This window comes from Glycomyces sp. NPDC047010 (genome assembly GCF_040644205.1).
Lineage (GTDB): Bacteria > Actinomycetota > Actinomycetes > Mycobacteriales > Micromonosporaceae > Glycomyces.
In genome coordinates, this window is the sequence record NZ_JBEYVY010000005.1 from 85,584 (window position 1) to 107,742 (window position 22,159).

General features: G+C 71.8%; 13 protein-coding genes. 10 read left to right on the top strand and 3 right to left on the bottom strand.

Translation table 11 applies throughout. The annotated features are described in order from the left end of the window. Positions 1-29: 29 nt before the first annotated feature. Positions 30-1,490: an NAD(P)H-hydrate dehydratase gene (locus tag AB0A65_RS11810; RefSeq protein ID WP_359950288.1), complete on the top strand. Its 1,461-nt coding sequence runs from the start codon at positions 30-32 to the stop codon at positions 1,488-1,490. A gap of 104 nt (positions 1,491-1,594) precedes the next feature. Here the strand turns inward: AB0A65_RS11810 and AB0A65_RS11815 are convergent, their stop codons facing one another. Further along, positions 1,595-2,092: a cysteine dioxygenase family protein gene (locus tag AB0A65_RS11815; protein ID WP_359950291.1), complete on the bottom strand. Its 498-nt coding sequence runs from the start codon at positions 2,090-2,092 to the stop codon at positions 1,595-1,597. Between the two features lie 332 nt (positions 2,093-2,424). On the opposite strand from AB0A65_RS11815, the gene AB0A65_RS11820 reads away from it, so the two are divergent. After that, the gene (locus tag AB0A65_RS11820; RefSeq protein WP_359950294.1) at positions 2,425-3,393 is read left to right on the top strand and encodes an NlpC/P60 family protein; all 969 of its coding nucleotides are present in this window, start codon (positions 2,425-2,427) and stop codon (positions 3,391-3,393) included. A gap of 85 nt (positions 3,394-3,478) precedes the next feature. On the opposite strand, the gene AB0A65_RS11825 is transcribed toward AB0A65_RS11820, so the two are convergent. Beyond that, the gene (locus tag AB0A65_RS11825) at positions 3,479-5,503 is read right to left on the bottom strand and encodes a SpoIIE family protein phosphatase (protein WP_359950297.1); all 2,025 of its coding nucleotides are present in this window, start codon (positions 5,501-5,503) and stop codon (positions 3,479-3,481) included. A gap of 330 nt (positions 5,504-5,833) precedes the next feature. On the opposite strand from AB0A65_RS11825, the gene AB0A65_RS11830 reads away from it, so the two are divergent. From AB0A65_RS11830 to AB0A65_RS11855, 6 genes are all read left to right on the top strand, one after another. Next, a complete protein-coding gene (locus tag AB0A65_RS11830; RefSeq protein WP_359950300.1) occupies positions 5,834-10,267 on the top strand; it encodes a HAMP domain-containing protein in 4,434 nt (1,477 codons plus the stop codon). After that, positions 10,264-10,818 carry a response regulator gene (locus tag AB0A65_RS11835; RefSeq protein WP_359950303.1) on the top strand — a complete coding sequence of 185 codons (555 nt, stop codon included), beginning with the start codon at positions 10,264-10,266 and terminating at the stop codon, positions 10,816-10,818. Before AB0A65_RS11830 ends, AB0A65_RS11835 begins: the two co-directional genes overlap by 4 nt. A gap of 183 nt (positions 10,819-11,001) precedes the next feature. Then, positions 11,002-11,370, top strand: coding sequence for an STAS domain-containing protein (locus tag AB0A65_RS11840; protein WP_359950306.1), 369 nt, complete (start codon positions 11,002-11,004; stop codon positions 11,368-11,370). Continuing rightward, positions 11,367-12,752, top strand: coding sequence for a PrsW family intramembrane metalloprotease (locus AB0A65_RS11845; protein ID WP_359950309.1), 1,386 nt, complete (start codon positions 11,367-11,369; stop codon positions 12,750-12,752). Before AB0A65_RS11840 ends, AB0A65_RS11845 begins: the two co-directional genes overlap by 4 nt. A gap of 469 nt (positions 12,753-13,221) precedes the next feature. Then, positions 13,222-13,728 (top strand): tRNA adenosine deaminase-associated protein, encoded by a 507-nt coding sequence (locus AB0A65_RS11850; protein WP_359950312.1) that lies wholly within the window; start codon positions 13,222-13,224, stop codon positions 13,726-13,728. Positions 13,729-13,733: 5 nt separating this feature from the next. Continuing rightward, positions 13,734-14,294 carry a nucleoside deaminase gene (locus AB0A65_RS11855; protein ID WP_359950315.1) on the top strand — a complete coding sequence of 187 codons (561 nt, stop codon included), beginning with the start codon at positions 13,734-13,736 and terminating at the stop codon, positions 14,292-14,294. A 60-nt stretch (positions 14,295-14,354) separates the two neighbouring features. Here the strand turns inward: AB0A65_RS11855 and AB0A65_RS11860 are convergent, their stop codons facing one another. Continuing rightward, entirely contained in the window at positions 14,355-16,508 is a 2,154-nt protein-coding gene (locus AB0A65_RS11860) for a (Fe-S)-binding protein (RefSeq protein ID WP_359950318.1), read from the bottom strand. Between the two features lie 225 nt (positions 16,509-16,733). Between AB0A65_RS11860 and AB0A65_RS11865 the strand changes: the two genes are divergently transcribed. Together AB0A65_RS11865 and AB0A65_RS11870 are read left to right on the top strand one after the other, a co-directional pair. Next, on the top strand, positions 16,734-18,419 hold the full coding sequence (locus tag AB0A65_RS11865) for a VCBS repeat-containing protein (protein WP_359950321.1): 1,686 nt from the start codon (positions 16,734-16,736) through the stop codon (positions 18,417-18,419). A gap of 134 nt (positions 18,420-18,553) precedes the next feature. Continuing rightward, a complete protein-coding gene (locus tag AB0A65_RS11870; protein WP_359950324.1) occupies positions 18,554-22,093 on the top strand; it encodes a VCBS repeat-containing protein in 3,540 nt (1,179 codons plus the stop codon). Positions 22,094-22,159 lie beyond the last annotated feature (66 nt).

Sequence of the window (22,159 nt, forward strand, 5' to 3'; positions counted from 1 at the left end):
GGCCAACGACGTTCCGGAGAGGAACAGCCATGGACGGTGCATGGACGGCAGCGGCGGTCCGCCGCGCGGAAGCCCAGCTGATGGCGACACTCCCGCCGGGGACCCTCATGCAGCGCGCCGCGGCCGGACTCGCCGCCGAATGCGCCGCCATCCTCAAGGAACAGCGCGCGACGCGCACTGAGCGCGCGGGCGTCTACGGCGCCACCGTCACCGTCCTCGCCGGGCCCGGCGACAACGGCGGCGACGCGCTCTTCGCCGCCGCCCGCCTCGCCCGCCGCGGCGCCCGCGTCTTCGCCGTCCCCGTCATGGGCGGCCGCGTCCACCCCGTCGCCGCCGCCGCGCTCACCCGCGCGGGCGGGCGCCTCGTCGCCGAGCCGCCCCGCCGCTGCGACCTCCTCCTCGACGGCGTCCTCGGCATCGGCGGACGCCCCGGCCTCCCCGGCCGCGCCATCGACCAGCTCGCCCGCCTCGACGCCGGAACCGTTGTCGCCGTGGACGTCCCGTCCGGCGTGGACGTGGACACCGGCGCCGTCCCCGCCAGCGCCGTCACCGCCGACACCACCGTGGCGTTCGGCTCCCGCAAGCCCTGCCACGTGCTCGGGCGGGCCGCGCTGCTCACCGGGCGCCTCGTCCTCATCGACATCGGGCTGGGCCCGCACCTGGACCCGAACCCGGCCGTGCGGGTCGCCGGGGAGCCGGACATCGCCGAGTGGTGGCACCGGCCGGGGCCCGACGACGACAAGTACACGCGGGGCGTGGTGGGCGTCGCGGCCGGCTCGGACCGGTACCCGGGCGCGGCGGTCCTGGCGACCGCGGGCGCGCTCGCGGGCCCGGCGGGGTACGTCAGGTACGCGGGCGGGGCGTCGGAGTCGGTGCGGCGCAGCCATCCCGAGGTGGTGTGCACGCCGACGGTGAAGGAGGCCGGGCGGGTGCAGGCGTGGCTGGCCGGGCCCGGGTTCGGGACGGACGAGGCGGCGCTCGGGGAGCTGCGGTCGGTGCTGGTGTCGCCCGCTCCGGTGGTGCTCGACGCGGATGCGCTGACGCTGATCGGGGAGTACCCGTCGGTGCTGTCGCGGCGGGAGGCGCCGGTGGTGCTGACGCCGCACGACCGGGAGTACGAGCGGCTGTACGGGTCGCCGCCGAGCGAGGACCGGGGCGCGGCCGCGGCGGCTTTGGCGAAGCGGTTGAACTGCACGGTGCTGCTGAAGGGCCATCACACGGTGGTGGCGTCGAGCGACGGCGCGGTGTGGGCGAACCCGACGGGGCGGCCGCAGTTGGCGACCGCGGGGTCGGGGGACGTGCTCGCGGGGTTCATGGCGTCGCTTCTGGCGTCAGGGATGGACGGGGTGCGGGCGGCGGTGGCGGCGGCGTTCCTCCACGGCCGGGCGGGTGGCGTTGCGGCGGCCGGGCACCGGACGGTGACGGCCACGGACGTGGCCCGGGCCCTGCCGGGTGCGGTGGGCGAAGTCCTGACGGCGGCGCGGGCGTAAGCCGGTCCCGGCGGGACGTAAGCGCCTGCGGGGGTTGTCGTACCCGAGAGGGAGGCTTGAGTATCGGGGGAGCTCGCGCCCCCCGCCAGCTGGGGTGCCCGCGGTTACCAGTCTTCGCCTGCCCGCTTGATGCGGGAGGGGGCGAGGCCGGTCTCGTCGAGGAGGTAGGTGCGCATGGCCTGGAGGCCGGGCGAGTAGACGTGGAGGCTGACGGCGGGGGCCGCGGAGTCGTTGCGCATGGCGTGGACGGTGCGGTCGTCGACGGCGGTGACGTCGCCCGCGGTGAGCGATTGGCGGTGGAGGCCGGGGAAGTCGCCGGGTTTGACGGTGAACTCGGTGAGGTTCCCGGAGACGACGGCGACCGCTGCGGCGGCGGGGCGGGCGACGCCGCCGTGGTCGTGGAGGTCGGTGCCCTGGCCGGGGAGCCAGGCGAGGAGCCACGCCTCGTGGTCGGGTCCGGCGAGGACGCGGCGGGCCCAGCGGCTGGCCTTGGTGAAGCGGGGGCTGAGGGTGAGGTTCGCGGCGTAGAACCCGGCGAGCGCTTCGAGACGCTCGGTGTCGAGGACGGCGGGTGCGGCGGAGATCATGGCGGGCGTGCGCATGTGTCTGATGGACCTTCGGTGCGTCGGAACGGTTGTCGGTGTCTGGGCGCGCCGAGCCGCACGAGGCGGGTCAGCGCTGGTGACAGCGGCGACAGGGGCACGACATGAAGGCCATGGGCCCATCGTAGCAATTCCCAGGCAACTCACAGGAGCGACACACCTCCGGTGGGAGGGTCGCTACGCTGCGAATTTGTCACGACCGGGGTCTACCGGAGCCGAAACGGCCGCGCTAGGCTCATGTCTGGCCTCGCCGCGCCGTCGTAGCGCCCGGCCCCGCCCTCGGTAGCCCCGGTCCATCCCGACCTCCCGAATCCCGAAGGAGCACCCTCCTCGTGAAGCAGTCGTCCGTCCGCCGCAAGTGGACATCCGCCGCCGTCATCGGCGGTCTCCTGGTCTCCACCGCGGCCTCCGCGCCCGCCTGGGCGCAGCGCGACACCGGTGACATCAGCGACGAGGTCGAGCAGACCAACGACGACCTCGCCGCGGTCGTCGACGAGTACAACCAGCTCGCCGAGGACATCGACGACAACCAGCACCTCATCGAGGAGACGCAGGTCTACCTGGCGGACGCCGAGGAGAACCTGAACGCCCTGCGCGACCAGCTGTCGGCGTACATCCAGTCGGCCTATGTGGACCAGGGGATCGGGGACGCGGCGATGCTGCTGGACTCGGGCTCCCCGGACGCGTTCGTGGAGCGCATGGACCGCCTGAACTCGGCGAACCTGTACAACTTCGAGCTGATGGACGAGCTGCGCGCCGCCTCGGAGGAGTACAACACCCAGAACGAGCTGCTGCTGGAGCTCCAGGCGGACCTGGAGACCGACCAAGCGGCGCTGGAGGCGAAGACCGACGAGCTGACCTCGCGGATCGACGACCTCAACGAGGAGTGGATGACCGTCGCGGGCGAGGAGGTGCCGAGCTTCAGCGAGTACGACCTCCCGGCGATGACCGACGACGAGTACACGGTCGTGAAGTTCGCGCTGAACCAGCTCGGCGACCCGTACGTGTGGGGCTCGGCCGGGCCGAACTCGTGGGACTGCTCGGGCCTGATCATGGGCGCGTACGCGGAGCTGGGGATCAACCTGCCGCACAACGCCGCCGCGCAGTACGGGCAGACCGCGAACATCTCCGAGGACGAGCTCAGGCCGGGCGATCTGGTGTTCTACAACAACCTCGCGCACGTGGGCATGTACATCGGCAACGGGTACATCGTGCACGCGCCGAACTCGACCACGGTGGTCAAGGTGGTCCCGCTCCACCACGGGAACTCGTACTACGGCGCCACGACGATCCTGCACTAGGGGTCCGACAGTCTTCAGGCCCCGCGGCCCCGGCCGCGGGGCCTTTCCCGTGTCCGGGGGCCGGTGAGAAGTCTTGGCGCGGCCGCTACTCGGGGTCGCAGCGGACGACGAGGATCGCGATGTCGTCGCGGGGGGACTCGGGGGAGAACGCCTCGACGGCCTCCAGGAGTGCCGTGGCGATCTGGCGGGCGCTCTTGCCCGCCGCCCCGCGGACGGCGCGCTCGATGCGCTCGTGGCCGAACATGGCGGCGCCGTCGCGGCGCTCGGTGACGCCGTCGGTGAAGAACACGAGGGCGTCCCCGGTGTCGAGGCGGACCTCCTCGGGGTTCACCTTCACGTCGGGGAACAGGCCCACGGCCGTGCCCTCGCGGCCGACCCATTCGAGGCCGCCGGACGCGCGCAGCAGCAGCGGCCGCTCGTGCCCGGACAGGCACAGCGTCGCGGTGACCGACCCGGCGGTGCCGCGGTCGAGGAGCGCGGACGCGATGGTCGCGTAGCGGAGGTCGCCGGGCTGCTCCAGGAGGGTCGCGTTGAGCAGTTCGAGGGCGCGCGGGAGCGGCCGGCCGTCGCGGGCCATGACCCGCAGCACGTCCCGGACGACGCCGGTGACGGCCGCGGCCTGGGCGCCCTTGCCGCACACGTCGCCGATCGCGACCCACAGCCGGTGGTCGGGCAGCTCGGTCGCGTCGTAGAAGTCGCCGCCGACCTCGGTGCCGACGACGGGCCCGGGGCCGGACCCGGGCAGGCGCCGGGCGGTCGCGGGCAGGTACTCGGCGGCGAAGGACACCCCGGCGACGTCCGGGAGCGACCCGGGCATGAGCGCGGCCTGGAGCTCGTGGGCGACGGCCTGGCGCTCGGCGTGGATGCGGGCGTTGTCGAGGGCGAGCGCGGAGCGCTTCGCGAGGTCGGCGATGACGGCGCGCTCCTCGGAGGAGTGGTGCCGGTCGGCGTGGCGGCCGACGGTGAGGACGCCGATGGTCGCGCCGCGCGCCGACAGGGGCACGGCGATGCCGTCGAGGCCGCGGGGGACGGGCAGCTCCATGCCGGTCCACCCGTCGGAGGTGAGCGCGGCGCCGAGCGGCTCGGCCGCGGCGTCGAGGCGCGTGCGCAGGTGCTCCAGTTCGCCCTCCTCGACGTGGGTGAGGGCGGCGAGGCGCAGGCCGGGGCCGTCGCCGGTGAGGCTGACGGCGGCCCAGCGGCCGAGTTGGGGGACGACGAGCTGCGGGATGAGCGCGACCGTGAGGTGCTCTTCGAGGGAGTGCGCGAGGAGCTCCCCGGCTTCGGCGAGGTACGTGAGCCAGCCGGAGCGGCGCTGCTCGTCGGTGCGCATCCGGTCGATCTGCACGGCGAGGGCGACGCGCTCGGCGACGAGGTCGGCGAGGGGCCGCCACGACGGCTTCGGGTCCCCGGCGAGGAGGAGGCGGCCGTTCGCGGGCGCGGTGAGCGGCAGCGCGGCGGTGACCGCGGCCGACTCGAACTCCCCGAACCTGGCGATGACCTGCGTGCCGATGCCGTCCCCGGCGTCGTACTCGATGGCGCCGCCGTCGGCGCCGGTGGCGTCGTGGCAGCGGGCGAGCAGCTCGGTGACGATCTGGTCGACGGGGAGCCGGGACTGGAGGGCGGGGGCGACGGTGAGGAGCGCGGCGAGCTGCCCCAGGTCGGGCTCGGGCTCGCCGCCGTCGTCGGGGACCGGGCGCGGCGCGGGGGGCGCGTCTGGGTCGCGGTCGATGCGGAACCAGATGGACTTGCCGGTCTGGTCGTGGGTGGTCCCCCACGAGGACGCGAACCGGTCGACCAGGAGCAGGCCGCGCCCGCCCTCGGCGGTGACCTCGGGCATCGACGTGTCGAGCGGGTCGATGCCGCCGGAGCGGTAGTCGGTGACGGTGACGCGCACGCCGATCGAGTCGGCGGCGACCGTCAGGTTGATGTCGGTGCCGGCGTGCACGACGCCGTTCGTCGCCAGCTCGGTCGTGAGCAGCAGGGTCTCGTCGAGCAGCTCGGTGAGCCCGGCCTCGGCGAGGACCGCGCGGACGGCAGCGCGGGCTGCGGCGGGGGAGCGGTCGTCGGCCGGCAGCCGCAGCCGACGGGCGGCCCTCTCGGGGTACGTCACCGGGCCAGTCTATGCCCGCGCCGCCCGGGCCCGCTGCACCCGTTCGGGGCGGTCTACCTGCCGCTCGACGTGTGAACGGTCCCGCGGGGGCGGCGCGGCCCGCGCCGGGTGCGTCCCGGTCCGGCCGCCTTGCGCCGCTTGAGGAGACGGGCACGGTTTGGGCTGGTCGGGACGGGGGAACCCGGTGGCGCCGGCGCGGCTCCCGCTCCGTCCCCTTCCCGTGACGTGTCGTGACCGGATACCTCCCCCTGAGTAACCTGCCTTCACGTTTGCCCCCTCGGTGTGACAACCTGGAAGGGCCGCCTGTCACCGCAGCTGAGGAACCACGCCATGACGGACACCGTTTCCCGTACAGCGAACCCGACCGATGAGTCCGACCTGCTCAGGAGCCTTGCCGATGCGCTGGGCGCCGTCGAGCGGGGCGACTTCTCGGTGCGGCTGCCACGCGGGGAGGGCCTGGCCGGGGAGGTCGTCGACCGGTTCAACGCCGTGGTCGAGCAGGCCGACCGGCAGACCCGCGACCTCGCGCTCATCGCCCGCGCGGTGGGCCAGGAGGGGTCGTGGAACCACCGGCTCGTCATCGAGCACCTCGACGGCGGCTGGTCCGAGGGCGCCGCGAGCGTGAACCGCCTGGTCGAGGACCTGGTGCGGCCCACCACGGAACTGGGGCGGGTCCTGGAGGCGGTCGCCGCGGGCGACCTGTCGCAGGAGGCGGCCCTGGAGATCGACGGCACGCAGCTGCGCGGCGAGTTCCGGCGCCTCGGCGAGACCGTCAACCGCATGGTCGGGCTGCTGCGGTCCTTCGCGGGCGAGGTGACCCGTGTGGCGCGCGAGGTGGGCACCGAGGGCGCGCTCGGCGGGCAGGCCGACGTCCAGGGCGTCTCCGGCACCTGGCGGTCGCTGACCGACGCGGTGAACACCATGGCGTCGAACCTCACCGAGCAGGTCCGGTCCATCTCGACGGTGACGCAGGCCATCGCCTCGGGCGACCTGAACCAGAAGATCACCGTGAAGGCGTCCGGCGAGGTCGCCGAGCTCGCCGACACCATCAACTCCCTCACCGAGACCCTCCAGGTGTTCGCGGGCGAGGTCACCCGCGTCGCCCGCGAGGTCGGCACGGAGGGGCGCCTGGGCGGCCAGGCGGACGTGCCGGGCGTGTCCGGCACCTGGAAGGACCTCACCGAGTCGGTGAACGACATGGCGTCCAGCCTCACCGACCAGGTCCGCGACATCGCGAAGGTCACCGGCGCGGTCGCGCGCGGCGACCTGAACCAGAAGATCGCCGTGCCCGCGCAGGGCGAGATCCTCGAACTCAAGACCACCGTCAACACCATGGTCGACCAGCTGTCGAACTTCGCCGACGAGGTCACGCGTGTCGCCCGCGAGGTCGGCACGGAGGGCCGTCTGGGCGGGCAGGCGCAGGTGTTCGGCGTCTCGGGGACGTGGCGCGACCTGACGCAGAACGTGAACCAGCTCGCCGCGAACCTCACCGAGCAGGTCCGCAACATCGCGAAGGTCACCACCGCGGTCGCCAAGGGCGACCTCGGGCAGAAGATCACCGTCGACGCGCAGGGCGAGGTCGCCGAGGTCAAGAGCACCGTCAACACGATGGTCGACCAGCTCTCCCGCTTCGCCGACGAGGTGACGCGCGTGGCGAGGGAAGTGGGCTCGCAGGGCCGCCTGGGCGGGCAGGCCGACGTGCCGGGCGTGTCCGGCACCTGGAAGGACCTCACCGAGAACGTCAACCTCATGGCCGCGAACCTGACGGCGCAGGTGCGGAACATCTCCTCCGTGGCCTCCGCGGTCGCCATGGGCGACCTGAACCGGCAGATCACCGTGGACGCGCAGGGCGAGATGCTCGAACTGAAGTCCACGCTCAACTCGATGGTCGCGCAGCTCTCCCAGTTCGCCGACGAGGTCACGCGCGTGGCCCGCGAGGTGGGCACGGACGGGAAGCTCGGCGGCCAGGCGAACGTCCAGGGCGTGTCCGGCATCTGGGAGGCCCTCACCGACAACGTGAACTCCATGGCCTCCAACCTGACCAGCCAGGTGCGGAACATCTCCTCCGTCGCCTCGGCGGTCGCCGCCGGGGACCTGAACCGGCAGATCACCGTGGACGCCCAGGGCGAGATGCTCGAACTGAAGTCCACGATGAACGCCATGGTCGACCGGCTGTCGTCCTTCGCCGACGAGGTGACGCGTGTGGCCCGCGAGGTGGGCACGGAGGGGCAGCTCGGCGGGCAGGCGAACGTGCCGAGCGTCTCAGGCACGTGGAAGGACCTCACCGACAACGTCAACTCGATGGCGTCGAACCTGACCAGCCAGGTCCGCGACATCGCGAAGGTCACCACCGCCGTCGCCAAGGGCGACCTCAACCAGAAGATCACCGTCGACGCCCAAGGCGAGATCCTCGAACTCAAGACCACCGTCAACACCATGGTCGACCAGCTGTCCAGCTTCGCCACGGAGGTCACCCGCGTGGCCCGCGAGGTCGGCGTCGAGGGGAACCTCGGCGGGCAGGCCGAGGTCGCCGGGGTCTCCGGGACCTGGCTCGCGCTGACCCGCAACGTGAACTCGCTCGCCGCGACCCTGACGCTCCAGCTGCGCGCCATCGCGAACGTCGCCCACGCCGTGGCCCGCGGCGACCTCACCCAGTCCGTGGACTTCGAGGCCGCCGGCGAGATCGCCGACCTCACCGAGTCGATCAACCAGATGATCACCGCGCTGCGCGACAAGACCCGCCAGAACACCGACGCGGACTGGCTCAACTCGAACCTCGCGCGGATCTCCTCGCTCCTCCAGGGCCGCAGGGGCGTCGAAGAGGTCACCCGGATGGTCCTCGACGAGGTCACGCCGCTCATCGACGCGCAGACGTCCACGTTCTACGTCCGCCACGAGGACGTCGCCGGGCACGTCACGTACCGCCTCAACGCCGTGTACGGGCACCCCAACCCCGGCGAGAAGAAGCTCATCGAGGACAACGAGGGCATGGTCGGGCAGGCCGCCGCCTCCAAGCGGACCATCCACCTGCACGACATCCCCGAGGGCTACCTGGAGATCTCCTCCGGGCTCGGGCAGGCCACCCCGACCGACCTCATCATCCTGCCGGTCCAGTTCGGCGACAAGGTGAGGGGCGTCATCGAGTTCGCCTCGTTCAACACGTACTCCGGGCTCCACAAGCGGTTCCTCGACGCGCTCGCCCCGAACGTCGGCGTCACCCTCGCCACCATCGAGGGCAACGCCCGCACCGAGGTCCTCCTGCGCGAGTCCCAGCGGATGGCGCAGGAGCTGCGCGCCCAGTCCAACCGGCTCCAGGAGACCAACGTCGAACTGGAGGAGAAGGCGCAGCTGCTCTCCGCGCAGAACAAGGCCATCGAGCTGAAGAACGAGGAGGTCGAGACCGCCCGCAAGGACATCGAGGAGAAGGCCGACCAGCTCGCCCAGGCGTCCAAGTACAAGTCGGAGTTCCTCGCGAACGTCTCGCACGAGCTGCGCACGCCGCTGAACTCGCTGCTGCTGCTCGCGCGGCTCCTGTCGGAGAACACCGACGGGAACCTCTCGGAGCGGCAGGTCGAGTTCGCGCGGACCATCTACAACGCGGGCACCGACCTGCTCACCCTCATCGACGACATCCTCGACCTGTCGAAGATCGAGGCCGGGCGCATGGTCGTGTCCGTCCACCCCGTGGACCTCGCGGAGGTCCTCGGCGACATCGAGGCCGCGTTCCGGCCCCAGGCCGAGGACAAGGGCCTGGAGTTCAACGTGGACGTCGGCACCGGCGTGCCGCAGCTCATGCAGACCGACGGGCAGAAGTTCCAGCAGGTCCTGCGCAACCTCCTGTCGAACGCGGTCAAGTTCACCCGCGTCGGCTCCGTGACGCTCGCCGTGCGGCGCATCCCCGCGGACCTCCGCTTCGACGCCCCGCACCTGAACACCGCCGCCGAGCGGATCGCGCTGAGCGTCATCGACACCGGCATCGGCGTCGCCGAGGCCAAGAAGTCGATCATCTTCGAGCCGTTCCAGCAGGCCGACGGCACCACCCGCCGCAACTTCGGCGGCACCGGCCTGGGCCTGTCGATCTCCAAGTCCCTGTCCAACGCCCTCGGCGGCGACGTGTTCATCGAGCACACCGGCGACGCCGGGTCGAAGTTCACGTTCGTGGTGCCCGTGGAGATCGACGCCGACGGCGAACTGCCGCTCGTCCCCGCCGAGCTCCCCGTGCCCGTCGTGGAGCCCGGCATCCTCACCGGCGCCCCCGAGACGCCGTCCTCCTCCGCCGCGGCGCAGCACCTGGAGGGGACCACGGTCCTCATCGTCGACGACGACATCCGGAACGTGTTCGCGCTGACCGCGGCCCTGGAGCTGCACGGCATCGACGTCCACTACGCCGAGAACGGCGCCGACGGCATCGACGCCCTCCAGCAGCACCCGGGCATCGACATCGTCCTGATGGACTCGATGATGCCCGGCATGGACGGCAACGAGACCACGCGCGTCATCCGCCGCATGCCGCAGTTCGCGGACCTGCCGATCGTGTTCCTCACCGCGCAGGCGCTCGCCGAGCAGCGCGAGCAGTCAGTGGAGGCCGGCGCGAGCGCGTACCTCACCAAGCCCGTCGACCTCGACCTGCTGCTGGACACCATGTCCCACTGGATCGGCGCCGACGGCCCGGGGCGGGGCGGCGCACACGGCGCGGCACCCGCGGCCCGCCGCCGCGCCGCCGGGCGCGACAATGGCGAACCGACCTCTGGAGGCACCGCATGAGCACCGCCCGCGTCCTGCTCGTTGACGACCGGTCCGAGAACCTCCTCGCCCTTGAGGCGATCCTCCAAGGGCTGCCCGTGAACACGATCGCGGTCACCTCCGGGGAGGAGGCGCTCAAGCGGCTGCTCTCGGAGGACTACGCGGCGATCCTCCTCGACGCGCAGATGCCCGGCATGGACGGCTTCGAGACGGCCCGCCACATCAAGCAGCGCGAGAAGACCCGCCACACCCCGATCATCTTCCTCACCGCCGCCGACCGCGACGCGCACCTGGCGATGCGCGGCTACTCCGTCGGCGCCGTGGACTACATCACCAAGCCGTTCGACCCGTGGATGCTCCGCACCAAGGTCAAGGTCTTCATCGACCTGTGGGCCCAGGGCCAGGCCCTCCGCCAGACCTCCGAGCGCACCAAGGACCTCCGCGAACGCGAGGGCCACCTCACCCACCGCCTCGACCTCGCCCGCGACGCCCTCGCCGCCTGGCAGGAGGGCCGCGCCACCGACCCCGAGATCGAACGCATCCTCGACCTCCTCGAACCCGGAGCCGCCTGACCGCCCGGGCCGTTCGAGGGCACCCCCCTTGGTGGGGGGCGCGAGCTCCCCCGATATTCAAGCCTCCCTCGGGGGTACGACAATCCGTGACCGGCCGTGCCCGGACCGCAACCGCGACAACGATTCGCGTTCGTGATGTCCTCGGGCCTCCTGTCCCGGCGGAAAACCGGCTAGGGTTGTGCCGTGGTGCACCAGAAGCTCGACATCTCGGTATACCGCGAGTCGAACGAGACGATCGTGGCGCTGAGCGGAGAAATCGACCTGCACACCGCCCCCCGTCTCACCGGCGCCGTCGACGCCGCGCTCGCGGACGACCCCGTGCGCGTCGTCCTCGACATGCGCGGCGTGACGTTCTGCGACTCGCGGGGACTCGGCACCCTCGTGATCCTCGCCAGGGCCGCCGCCCGGGCGCGCGCCGTCCTCGTCCTCGCGAACCTCGGCGACTTCCTCAAACGGCTCCTCGCCGTCTCCGGCATCGGCGACCACTTCGTCATCCGCGAAGACGGCGACGGCCCCGAGGGCGCGGACGCCGACCGGGGGACCGCCCCGTGAACCTCGCCCTCTCCGACGAACTCCTCACCCTCATCACGGTCCTCGGCGTCGCCGTCGGCCTCGCCATCACCGGCGCGGCCCTCGCCTGGTGGGGCACCGCCCGGAACGCCCGCGGCCGCACCGTCACCGGCGTCGCCCTGCTCTTCGCGGGCGGCCTCACCGTCCTCGGCTGGGCCATCGTCGACGGCGCCGGGGCGCGCGCCGCCGCCGTCGGCCTCGTCGCCGCGCTCCTGCCCGCCCCGATCCTCGTCGGCACGTTCCTCTGGCTCGGCCGCTACCGCCGCCGCCCCTGGCTCGTCCTCGCGTTCTGCTTCGGCTGGGGCGCCTGCGTCGCCACCGCCATCGCCCTCGGCGTCAACACCGGCGCCGCCTACCTCCTCCACCGCGCCGGCCTCGACCAGAACCTCGCCGCCGTCGTCTCCGCCCCCGTCATCGAGGAGATCGCCAAACTCCTCGGTCCCCTCCTCGTCTACTGGACCGCCCGCCGCCACCTCACCGGCACCCTTGACGCCATCGTCTACTGCGGACTCGCCGGCGCCGGCTTCGCCGTCTCCGAGAACGTCCTCTACGCCTCCGGCGCCTACGTCTACGGCGCGTCCCTCGGCGACGCCGCCGGCATCGCCCAGGTCACCATCCTCGTCGCCGTCCGCGGCCTCGCCACCATGTTCGCCCACCCCCTCATGACCGGCCTCTCCGCGATCGGCCTCGGCCGCGCCGCCCGCCTCCCCGGCCGAAAAGGCAGGCAGACCGCCTGGATCATCGGGATGCTCCTGTGCGGCATGGCACTCCACGCCCTCTGGAACGGCTCCTCCGTCCTCGGCGTCGCCCTCGACATGCCCGCGCTCTGGTTCGCCCTCTACCCCGCGTTCCTCGCGCCCCTCTTCTTCACCATGGTCGGCGCCGCCCTCTGGCTCCGCGCCGCCGACGCCCGCCGCACCCAGACCAGCCTCCTCCCCCTGGTCAACGCCGCGCAGCTCTCGCCCCCCGAACTCGCGTCCCTCGCCAGCTTCTCCCGCCGCACCGCCGCCCGCGCCTGGGCCCGCCGCTGGGCCGGGAAGCCCGGCGAGGACGCCATGAAGGACTTCCAGCGGGCCGCCTCCGACGTCGCCGAGCAGTACGACCTCGCGAGCATCGGCGCCCCCTGGAACGAGGCCACCGTCCACGAAGGCGTGCACCGCATGCACACCGCCCGCACCGCCTACGCCGGACGCGACCCCCGCACCCCGCCCGCGCTCTGGGACGGCCGCCGCTACCACGTCGCCTTCCCCGACGGCGTCATGCGCCCCGTCGACCCGCCCGCGCAGCCGGTCATGCCCCTCCCGCTGGCCCCGCCGCCGCCACCGCCCGCCTACCTCGTCGCATACCCTGTCACCCATGCATGAGGGACCCATCGGGCCCACCTCCTGGACCGGCCCCGCCGCGCCCCCCGCGTACACCGGACGCCCCTCCTGGAGGGAGCCCCACCCCGTCCGCGTCGGCCCCGTGGCCGCGGGCGCGGCCCTGTGCGGCCTGTGGGTGCTCCTGTGGCTCCTGGCCTACGCCAAGGGGTCGGAGACCGGCCTGACAGGGGCGGGCTTCGCCTGGGTGACTTTGGCCGCGAGTACGATCGGGGCTGTCGCCGCAGCCGCGCTGGCGCGCTACGGTGACCGCGGAGCTGCGGTCGGCGTAGCCGCCGTCGCAGGGACTGCCGCTGGGGTCGCAGGGCTCTCATGCGAGCTGTATCTTTTGCTGACCGGCGACTGGATCCTGTGGTTACATCGACCGCGGGCCGCCGCCACATCCTTCAGTAGGTCGTTTTGAGCAGTCGCCACGCGCGACTGGTTCCATTGAGTGAGAAGACGGGGACGGATCGTGTCGTATTTCGCTGTGGCCGTAGGCCGCGAGGGCGGTGAATGGGAGGCCGCAGAGGTCGACCTGGACGCTGTTGCCGACGTCGAGGACGCGGCCGAGGCCATGCGTGAGGCATTCCCTGACGCCGACCTCACGCTGCTCTTCGTCGACGCCGACGACGAGTACCTGACGGTGATGCGCCTCGACAAGGGCGACGACCTGCGCACCTTCGGGTCCGACGCCGAGTACGCGTCGCAGTCGCGCCTGGGCGAGGCCCTCCTGGGCGACCTCGAACCCGAGGACGCCGAAGAGATCGACTCCGAGGACGAGGAGTCCATCGCGGCCCGCCCGACCGAGCTCGACGCCGAGCCCGTCGGCGAGGCGGACCTCATGGGCGACCTGGGCGTCCCCGGCTCGACCCTGCTCGCCCTGTGCGCCAAGGAGGGCATGATGCCCTCCGACGTGGTCTCCGAGGTCGCCAAGTCCATCGGGTTCACCGAGGCCCTGGAAGACGCCACCGGCGCGTAGCCCCCATGCAGTCCCGCCGCGAGGTCCACGAGCACTGGATGCGGCGCGCCCTCGACGCGGCGCGCGGCACCGGCCTCCCGGCGGGCCCGGAGGCGCACCCACGGCCAGGCAGCCCGGCACGCCAGGCCGAAACCACCCCCGCACCGCGGTCCGACCTCGCCGCTCCGCGACCCGATCTTCCGGTCGGCGCGGTCGTCGTCGGCCCGGACGGGCGCGAGCTCGCCGTCGCCGCGAACGCCCGCGAAGCCCTCGGCGACCCCACCGCCCACGCGGAGGTCCTCGCGCTCCGCGCGGCCGCCGCCGTCCACGGCGACGGCTGGCGGCTCGAAGGCTGCACCCTCGTGGTCACTCTGGAGCCGTGCACGATGTGCGCGGGCGCCGCCGTGCTCGCCCGGGTGGGTGAAATCGTCTTCGGCGCTTGGGAACCCAAGACCGGCGCGGTCGGCTCCCTCTGGGACGTCGTCCGCGACCCCCGCCTCAACCACAACCCCGACGTCTACGCCGGCATCCTCGAAGCCGAGTCCGCGGCGCTCCTGCGGGAGCACTTCGGACGGAGTCCGAACTAGCGGTACAGCGGACGGTAGGCGAAAGGGCGGTACGAACTCGTACCGCCCTCCCGCGCAAGGTCACTCGCTGGCCGAGGCCGCCTTCTCCGCCTTCACTTCGCGGCTCCGGGCGAGGAGCTGGGCGATGTCGATGACCTCGACGTCCTCGCGGCCGGCGTCGGCGACGCCGTCGCGGAGCATCGTGGAGCAGAACGGGCAGCCCACGGCGACCGTGTTCGCGCCCGTGGCGACGGCCTCGTCGGCCCGCTCGCGGTTGACGCGCTTGCCGATCGGCTCCTCCAGCCACATGCGGGCGCCGCCCGCGCCGCAGCAGAACGACTTCTCGCTGTTGCGCGGCATCTCCGTGACCTCCGAGAACGTCCCGAGCAGCTCGCGCGGCGGCGTGAAGATCCGGTTGTGGCGGCCCAGGTAGCACGGGTCGTGGTAGGTGAGCTTCCCCTCGTGCTCCTCGACCGGCGTGATCTTCCCGGCCTGCACGAGGTCCCCGAGGAGCTCGGTGTGGTGCACGACCTCGTAGTTCCCGCCGAGGTCCTCGTACTCGTTGCCGATGGTGTTCAGGCAGTGCGGGCAGGTCGCGACGATCTTCACCGCGCCGACCTCGTTGAGCGTCTCCACGTTCTGCTCGGCGAGCATCTGGAACATGAACTCGTGTCCGATGCGCCGCGCCGAGTCGCCCGTGCACGTCTCGGCCTCGCCGAGGACCGCGAACTTCACGCCCGCGTCGTGCAGTAGCGTCGCCACGGCCCGGGACGTCTTCTGCGCCTTGGGGTCGTACGCCCCCGCGCACCCGACCCAGTACAGGTACTCGAAGTCGCCGCCCGCCTCCGCGATCGGCACCTCGAAGTCCAGGCCCTCGGCCCACTTGAGGCGCTGCGCGGGGTTCTCGCCCCACGGGTTGCCCTTGTTCTCCAGGTTGCGGAGCATCGTCTGGGCCTCGGCCGGGAAGTCCGACTCCATCATGACCATGTTGCGGCGCAGGTCCAGGATGTGGTCGACGTGCTCGATGTCGACCGGGCACTGCTCGACGCACGCGCCGCAGGTCGTGCACGACCACAGCACGTCCGGGTCGATGACCGTCCCGATGATCGAGATCGGCTCGATCTCGACGGTGTCGGCGCCGCGCTCCTTCGCGATGGCCGCGGCCTTCAGGTACGGCGCCTGCTCGTACAGGTGGTCGCGCAGGTCGGTGATGAGCTTCTTCGGCGACAGCGGCTTCCCCGTGTTCCATGCGGGGCACTGGGACTGGCAGCGGCCGCACTCGGTGCACGTGGAGAAGTCCAGGAGGCCCTTCCACGAGAAGTCGGTGATGACGTTGACGCCGAACGGGTCCGTCTCCGGGTCGGCCTGCTCGAAGTCCGCGGGCTCGCCCTTGACGAGCATCGGCTTGGCCGCGCCCAGCGAGACCGCGCCGCCAGCGTTGCGCTTGAAGTAGATGTTGAAGAACGCGGTGACCCGGTGCCAGCCGATGCCCATCGACGGGTGCAGCGCCAGCATCAGGAAGAACGTCCACGACACGAGGATGTCGAGCAGCGCGACCAGGGTGATCGTGGTCAGCAGCGCGTCATCGGAGGCGCCGTTCCACACGCCCGCGACGAGCGAGGAGACCGGGGAGGTCCACTCGTGCTCGACGTCCCCGAGGGCGACCTTGATCGTGCGGATCGTCATGTGCGACAGGACGATCGTGAAGATCGTGGCCTCGATGTAGAAGGCCATCCACTGCCGGGAGCCCTCGAACCGCGACGAGGAGCGCCGCTGGCCCGCGTCCGAGGCGGTGCCCTCCGGCGGCACCTTGCGGAAGCGGGGCAGCCGGAAGATCCGGACGAGGAAGAGCGCGAGGATCGCGACGCCGGTGAGCACCGTCAGGAGCTCCGAGCCGAGCAGCCACAGGCTCCAGTGCCCGATGACCGGCAGGGCCCAGTGCGGGTCGAGGACCTCGAAGTACGACTGCACGAGGGCCGGGAACAGCAGGAAGAACCCGAAGAACACGGCCCAGTGCGCCAGCCCGACGCCGCTCCACTGGAGCATCCTGGTGTGCCCCAGGGTCTCCCGCAGCATCGTCTTCACCCGCGTCCCGCGGTCGCCCTTCCGCGTCAGGTCCGGCGCCCCGAGCCTGACGAGCGCGAGCATCCCCAGCCCGGCGCGGACGAACAGCCAGATGGCGAGCGCGGTGTACGCGAACGCGATCACGGCCGTGACGATTTGGACGACTCCCATGGCGACCTCTCGACGCTTGTGTTCACACGTGCTGTCACACGACTGTGCCTTCAAACAACAGCCCGGTGCTGCCGATCACCCTACATGTTACTGACCAGTAGCCATCCTGTCGAACCACCCCGCACCTCCCGGGCCCGGTCCCGGTGCAACCGCTTCCCCGGCATCCGCGTGTATCCGAGGCCGAATCACCGGCCCACGACCCCGCATACCCCACAGGACATCTGAATGAACGAACCTCTCAGCAGGCGCCGCCTGCCCGCCGTGGCGGCCACCGCGGCCGCCCTGGCCGCGGTCCTCCTCGCCGCCCCCGGTGCTGCGATCGCCGCCGAACCGGCCGTGCCCGGGCACGGCCAGTCCGCGCTCGACGGGAACGGCCTCCGATTCGACTACGACCAGGACGGCCTGCACGACCTCGTCACCGTCCGCCGCTCCGACGGCGCGCTCCTGCTCCACTCCGGCGACGGCACCGGCCGGTACACGGGCCCGACCGTGCTCAGTACCGGCTGGGGCGGGCGCGACGTCGTCATGGCCGGGGACCTCACCGGCGACGGCATCCCCGACCTCCTCGCCCGCGACACCCGGACCGGCGCCCTCTCCCTCTATCCTGGTGACGGCGACGGTTTCGCCGCCCCGGTGAGCGCGGGTACCGGTTGGAACGGCATGGGCGCCATCACCTCTGCGGGCGACTTCGACGAGGACGGCGACTTCGACCTCCTCGCCGTCCGCAAATCCGACGGCAAGCTGTACTTCTACCCCGGCAACGGCGCGGGTGGATTCGGCTCCCGCGTCCAGGTCGGCACCGGCTGGAACGTCATGGACACGCTGTCGACGGTCGGCGACTACAACGGCGACGGCTACGACGACCTCTACGCCCATGACTCCCGCACCGGCGTCCACTACCTGTACCCCGGGAAGGCCGGCGGCTCCTTCGGCACCCGCGTCTCGCTCACGGCGAGCCTCAACCCGGGCAACCCCGCAAATGTGTTCACCGAGGTCACCGGCGGCGGCGATGAGGACCTCGTCGGACTCGACCTCGACTCCGGGGTGCTGGTGCACTTTGCACTCACCTCTGCAGGGAAGGTCGGCGAGTTCGCGGGCTCGGGCCTCGGCTGGGGCGCCTACCGGCTCCCCACCGCCTCTCCAAACCGTACTTACGACTACAACAGTGACGGCCGAAGTGACCTCGTTGCCCAAGACGGCGACACCATGTACATATACCCGGGCACTGGAGCAGGCGCAGTCGGCGGCCGCATCTCCCAGGGCGTGGCCATGGAGGGTGATCTCATCAGGGACTTCACTACGGGCGGGGATCTGGACCACGATGGATTCGCCGACATCCTCATCGGCGACACCAACAGTGCCCTCTTCGTCTATCGGGGTGATGGAACCGGCATCGAAGGCACCAGCCTCTTCTTCGGCAACAGCGACTGGGGCTCGATGGCCGTCGTCGTGGCCGGACACGACTACAACGCCGACGGTCGGGACGACGTCCTCGCCACCGACTACAGCGGCGTGTTGTGGCTGTACCCTGGCGCGGCCGACAGTCGATTGGGCTCCCGAGTGAAGATCGGCACCGGCTGGAACTCCATGCGCGAAGTGACCGCCGCGGGCGACCTCGACCACGACGGCCGCGCCGACCTGCTCGCTATCCGGAAGTCCGACAACTGCATGTACTTCTACGCGGGCAAGGGGAACGGGTCCTTCAACAGCGGTGTCAAGGTCGGATGCGGCTGGGGCGGGTACAACTCGGCCACCGCCGTCGGCGACTTCAACGGCGACGGCCGCGCCGACCTCGTCGCCCGCCGAGCCTCCGACGGTGCGCTGTTCCTCTACGCGGGCACCGGCACCGGAAGTCTCGGCGCCCGCACCCAGATCGGCACCGGCTGGAACGCGATGGAGTACATCGCCTGACCGCACCGCAAGGACCGCGACCAGATCGCACCTCCGTCCGGCCGATGAACGCAACCGGGCCCCGGCTGCATGCGTGTTCGCAGCGGTACGGTCCGTTCCCGATCCCGAACCCCTCTGAACCCCAGGACATCTGAATGAACAAACCCAACCGGCGACCGCGCCGCGCCCTGAGCGCCGCGTCCTTCGCCGCGGCCGCGGTCGCCGCGGCCCTCCTCGCGGTCCCCGCGTCCGCTGCCGCGCAGACCGGCGAAGCCGATTGCGGCAGTCTCGGCGACCACCCCATGGCCGCCGGTCTGGAATCCGCGCTCGACCTCGCCGCCGCCTGCGGCGTCGAAGTCCGCATCGAGGGCCGCAGCGGCCCCTACGCCACGACGGCAGCCACCCCCGACGGCCGACTCCACTACACCGGCACCACCGCCCCGGCCCAGCAGTACGAAGACCGCGGCCTCGCGGACCCGACGCTCACCGAGGACGCCGGGACCCTCGCCCAGGCCAACACCCCTTGGCCCATCACCTTGAGCCACACCGACACCGGCGCCCCGCTCATCCAGACGAACGGCACCGCGATCGACTGGACCGGGGAGAAGCCCGTGCCCTCGTACGACGGCACCACCGCCGTCTACGACGACCTCGCCGCCGGACTCGACCTGACCGTCGGCTCCGGTATCGCCGCCACCGACCTGACCTTCACCGTCGCCGACCCCGACGCCTGGAACGCCCTCGCGACCGGACTCGTGTTCCAGGCCGATCCGGCCGTGCGGAAGAACCGCAGCATGCTCTACACCAGCGCGGGCACCGGCACCGCCGAGTACTCCGAGTCGTTCACCGTCCGCGACGCCGCGGGATCCGTCGTCCTCCCCGCCCTAACGATCACCGGCGGCGCGCTCACCATGGAACTGCCGACCGAGGCCGCAGAGGCGGCGGTGTACCCGCTGACCCTGACCACCGCCTGGTCCTACCTGGGCACCGAGGTCGCGACCTGGCAGTCCATCACCTCGGCCTCACCCGACCTCTCGGTGGTCCGCGGCGACGGCGGCCTCGACCTGCCGTACTTCGAAGCCGCGGGCGAAACGGGCGACGCGCTGTCCGGCGCCTACTGCGACCGGCTCCTCGACCCCGAATGCCTGACGCCGTCACAGTCGACGTCCTACTGGCTGTTCTGGAACCCGGGACCCGCCGGTCTCAGGCCGGACGAGGCGCCCTGGCTGACATTCCCGCTCGAATCCGCGGTCTTCCAGGTCGGCGCCGCGGCCGGAACGACCTGCGTCGCGCCCGACGTCCTCTACGGAACGTCCGGACTGCTGCCCAGCACCGACTGGAACCACCCGGTGAACCTCGCCGGCGCGCGCGCCGCCACCGGCGCATGCGATGACGGCACGGCCGTGTACGACCTCACGTCCGCGCTGAAGGACTCCTGGAAGTCGAACGTCCCGCTGTCCATGCCCGGCGGCGACACGACCGCCCGCTTCGACGGCGGCACCGCCCGCCTCGACGCCTACTTCCAGGTCCGCACCTACACGGTCGCCTCGGCCTGCCCCGCCTCCTATGCCGAACCCGTCGAGACCCCCGAAGTGCGGTACGGGGTCTTCGCCGCGGACTTCTGGCGCCCCGACCTCATTGACCCCGGGCTCACCTGGACCACCAAGGTCTACAACGTCGCGAACGACACGGTCATCGCCCGGACCGAATCGGCCCCCGTCACCGACGGCGGCGGCGCCGGAGCCGTCGTCGAGGACGTCCCCGACGGCTACTACATCGAGGACCTGCGGATCTCCGCATCCGACGGGACCACCGTCAAGGTGATCCAGTGCAGCACCCTCGTCGACACCGCCGCGCCGTCGATCGAGATCACGGCGCCGGACGGCCCCAATTACGTCGGCGACGAGATCGAGCTCGCCGTCCACGTCGACGACGGCAGCTGGAGCGACATGTACCTCACCTGCCGCAACTACCCCGGATGCGATCCCGGCGGCGCCGCCCTCTTCGAGGAGCGGGACGCCGTGTTCGGCATCCGGCTGAACATGACCGACAACTCGGTGGACATCGAGGCGGAGGACCCCGCGGGGCGCGTCACCCGGCAGCAGATCGACATCCCCGCGACCCGCAACCGCTTCGACTACGACGGCGACCGCAACCAGGACCTCATCGCGGTCCGCTCCGCAGACGGGGCGCTGATGCTCTACTCGGGCCGCGGCGACGGCACCTTCGCGCCAGGCGTCCCGATCGCGACCGGATGGGGCGGCATGGATCTCGCCATGGCCGGCGACCTCACCTCCGACGGCAACGCGGACCTCCTCGCCCTCGACCGCGCCACCGGCGTCATGTACACCTACGCGGGGACCGGCCGCGGCGGCTTCACCGCCGCTCCGGTCCGCGTCGGCAGCGGCTGGAACGCCATGGGCACCTTCACTTCCGCAGGGGACTTCGACACCGACGGCACCATCGACCTGCTCGCCGTGGACCGGTCCGACGGCACCCTCTACCGCTACCCTGGGAACGGCGACGGGACCTTCGGCGCCCGCGTCGCCTCCGGCACCGGCTGGGACGTCGCCGAGTCGCTGATCTCCATCGGCGACCAGAACAAGGACGGCGCCGACGACCTCCTCGCTCGTGAGCTCCACAACGGCGGCTACCTCCTCTACACCGGCGACGGCAACGGCGCGTTCACCAGGTACCGCAGCCTCCTCCCGGGCATGTACTCCCCGGACCCGGCGGCCCTGTACGACCAGATCGCGGGCGGCGGCGACTACAACGGCGACGGGTACGTCGACGTCCTCGCCACGGACTCCCGGACCGGCGAGCTGACGCTCCGCACCTTCGACTACCAGATCCGCGCCCTCGACGAGTTCCAGGTCGTCGGGACCGGCTGGAACGCCCTCCGGCTGCCGTCGGCCTCGATCACGACCGCATACGACCACAACTACGACGGGACCCCCGACCTCTTCGCGCGGGCCGCGTCCACCGGCACCCGCTACCTGTACGAGGGCGACGGGGAAGGCGGCTTCACCGGCCGCGCCCTGTGGTCCCAGGACGGCGACCTGAACCTCATCGAGACCGCCGGGGACTTCGACGCCGACGGCAGCTCCGACCTGCTCGTACGCGAGGCCGCCACCGGGCGGCTGTACTTCGTCCCCGGCGTCAACGGGAACGTCCACCCCTACGGGACGGAGCTGCTCGTCGGCACCGGATGGAACAAGATGAGCGCCATCGTCTCCGGGCACGACTTCGACGGGGACGGCGACGTCGACATCCTGGCGCGCGAGGCCTCGACGGGGTATCTGTGGCTGTACCCGGGCGGGGGCGACGGCACCGGCGGGGCGCGCGTCAAGGCCGGATCGGGCTGGAACTCGATGCGGGAACTGACCGCGGTCGGCGACCTCGACCACGACGGCCACGCCGACCTCCTCGCGATCCGTACCTCCGACAACTGCCTGTACCGGTACGGCGGCAACGGCGACGGGACCCTGAAGGCGGCCGTCAAGGTCGGCTGCGGCTGGAGCGGGCTCGACGCCCTCGCCGCGGTCGGCGACTTCAGCGGCGACGGCCACGCCGACTTCGTCGCCCGCCGCAAGTCCGACGGCGCCCTGTTCCTCTACAAGGGCGACGGCACCGGTGACTTCCCGTCCGCGGCCACGGTCGGGACCGGCTGGAACGCCATGGACATCATCGTCTGACCGCACTGCCGCAGGGCCCGTCCGCACCGCGGGCGGGCCCTGCGCGTTTCCGGGCCACTGTGGCCG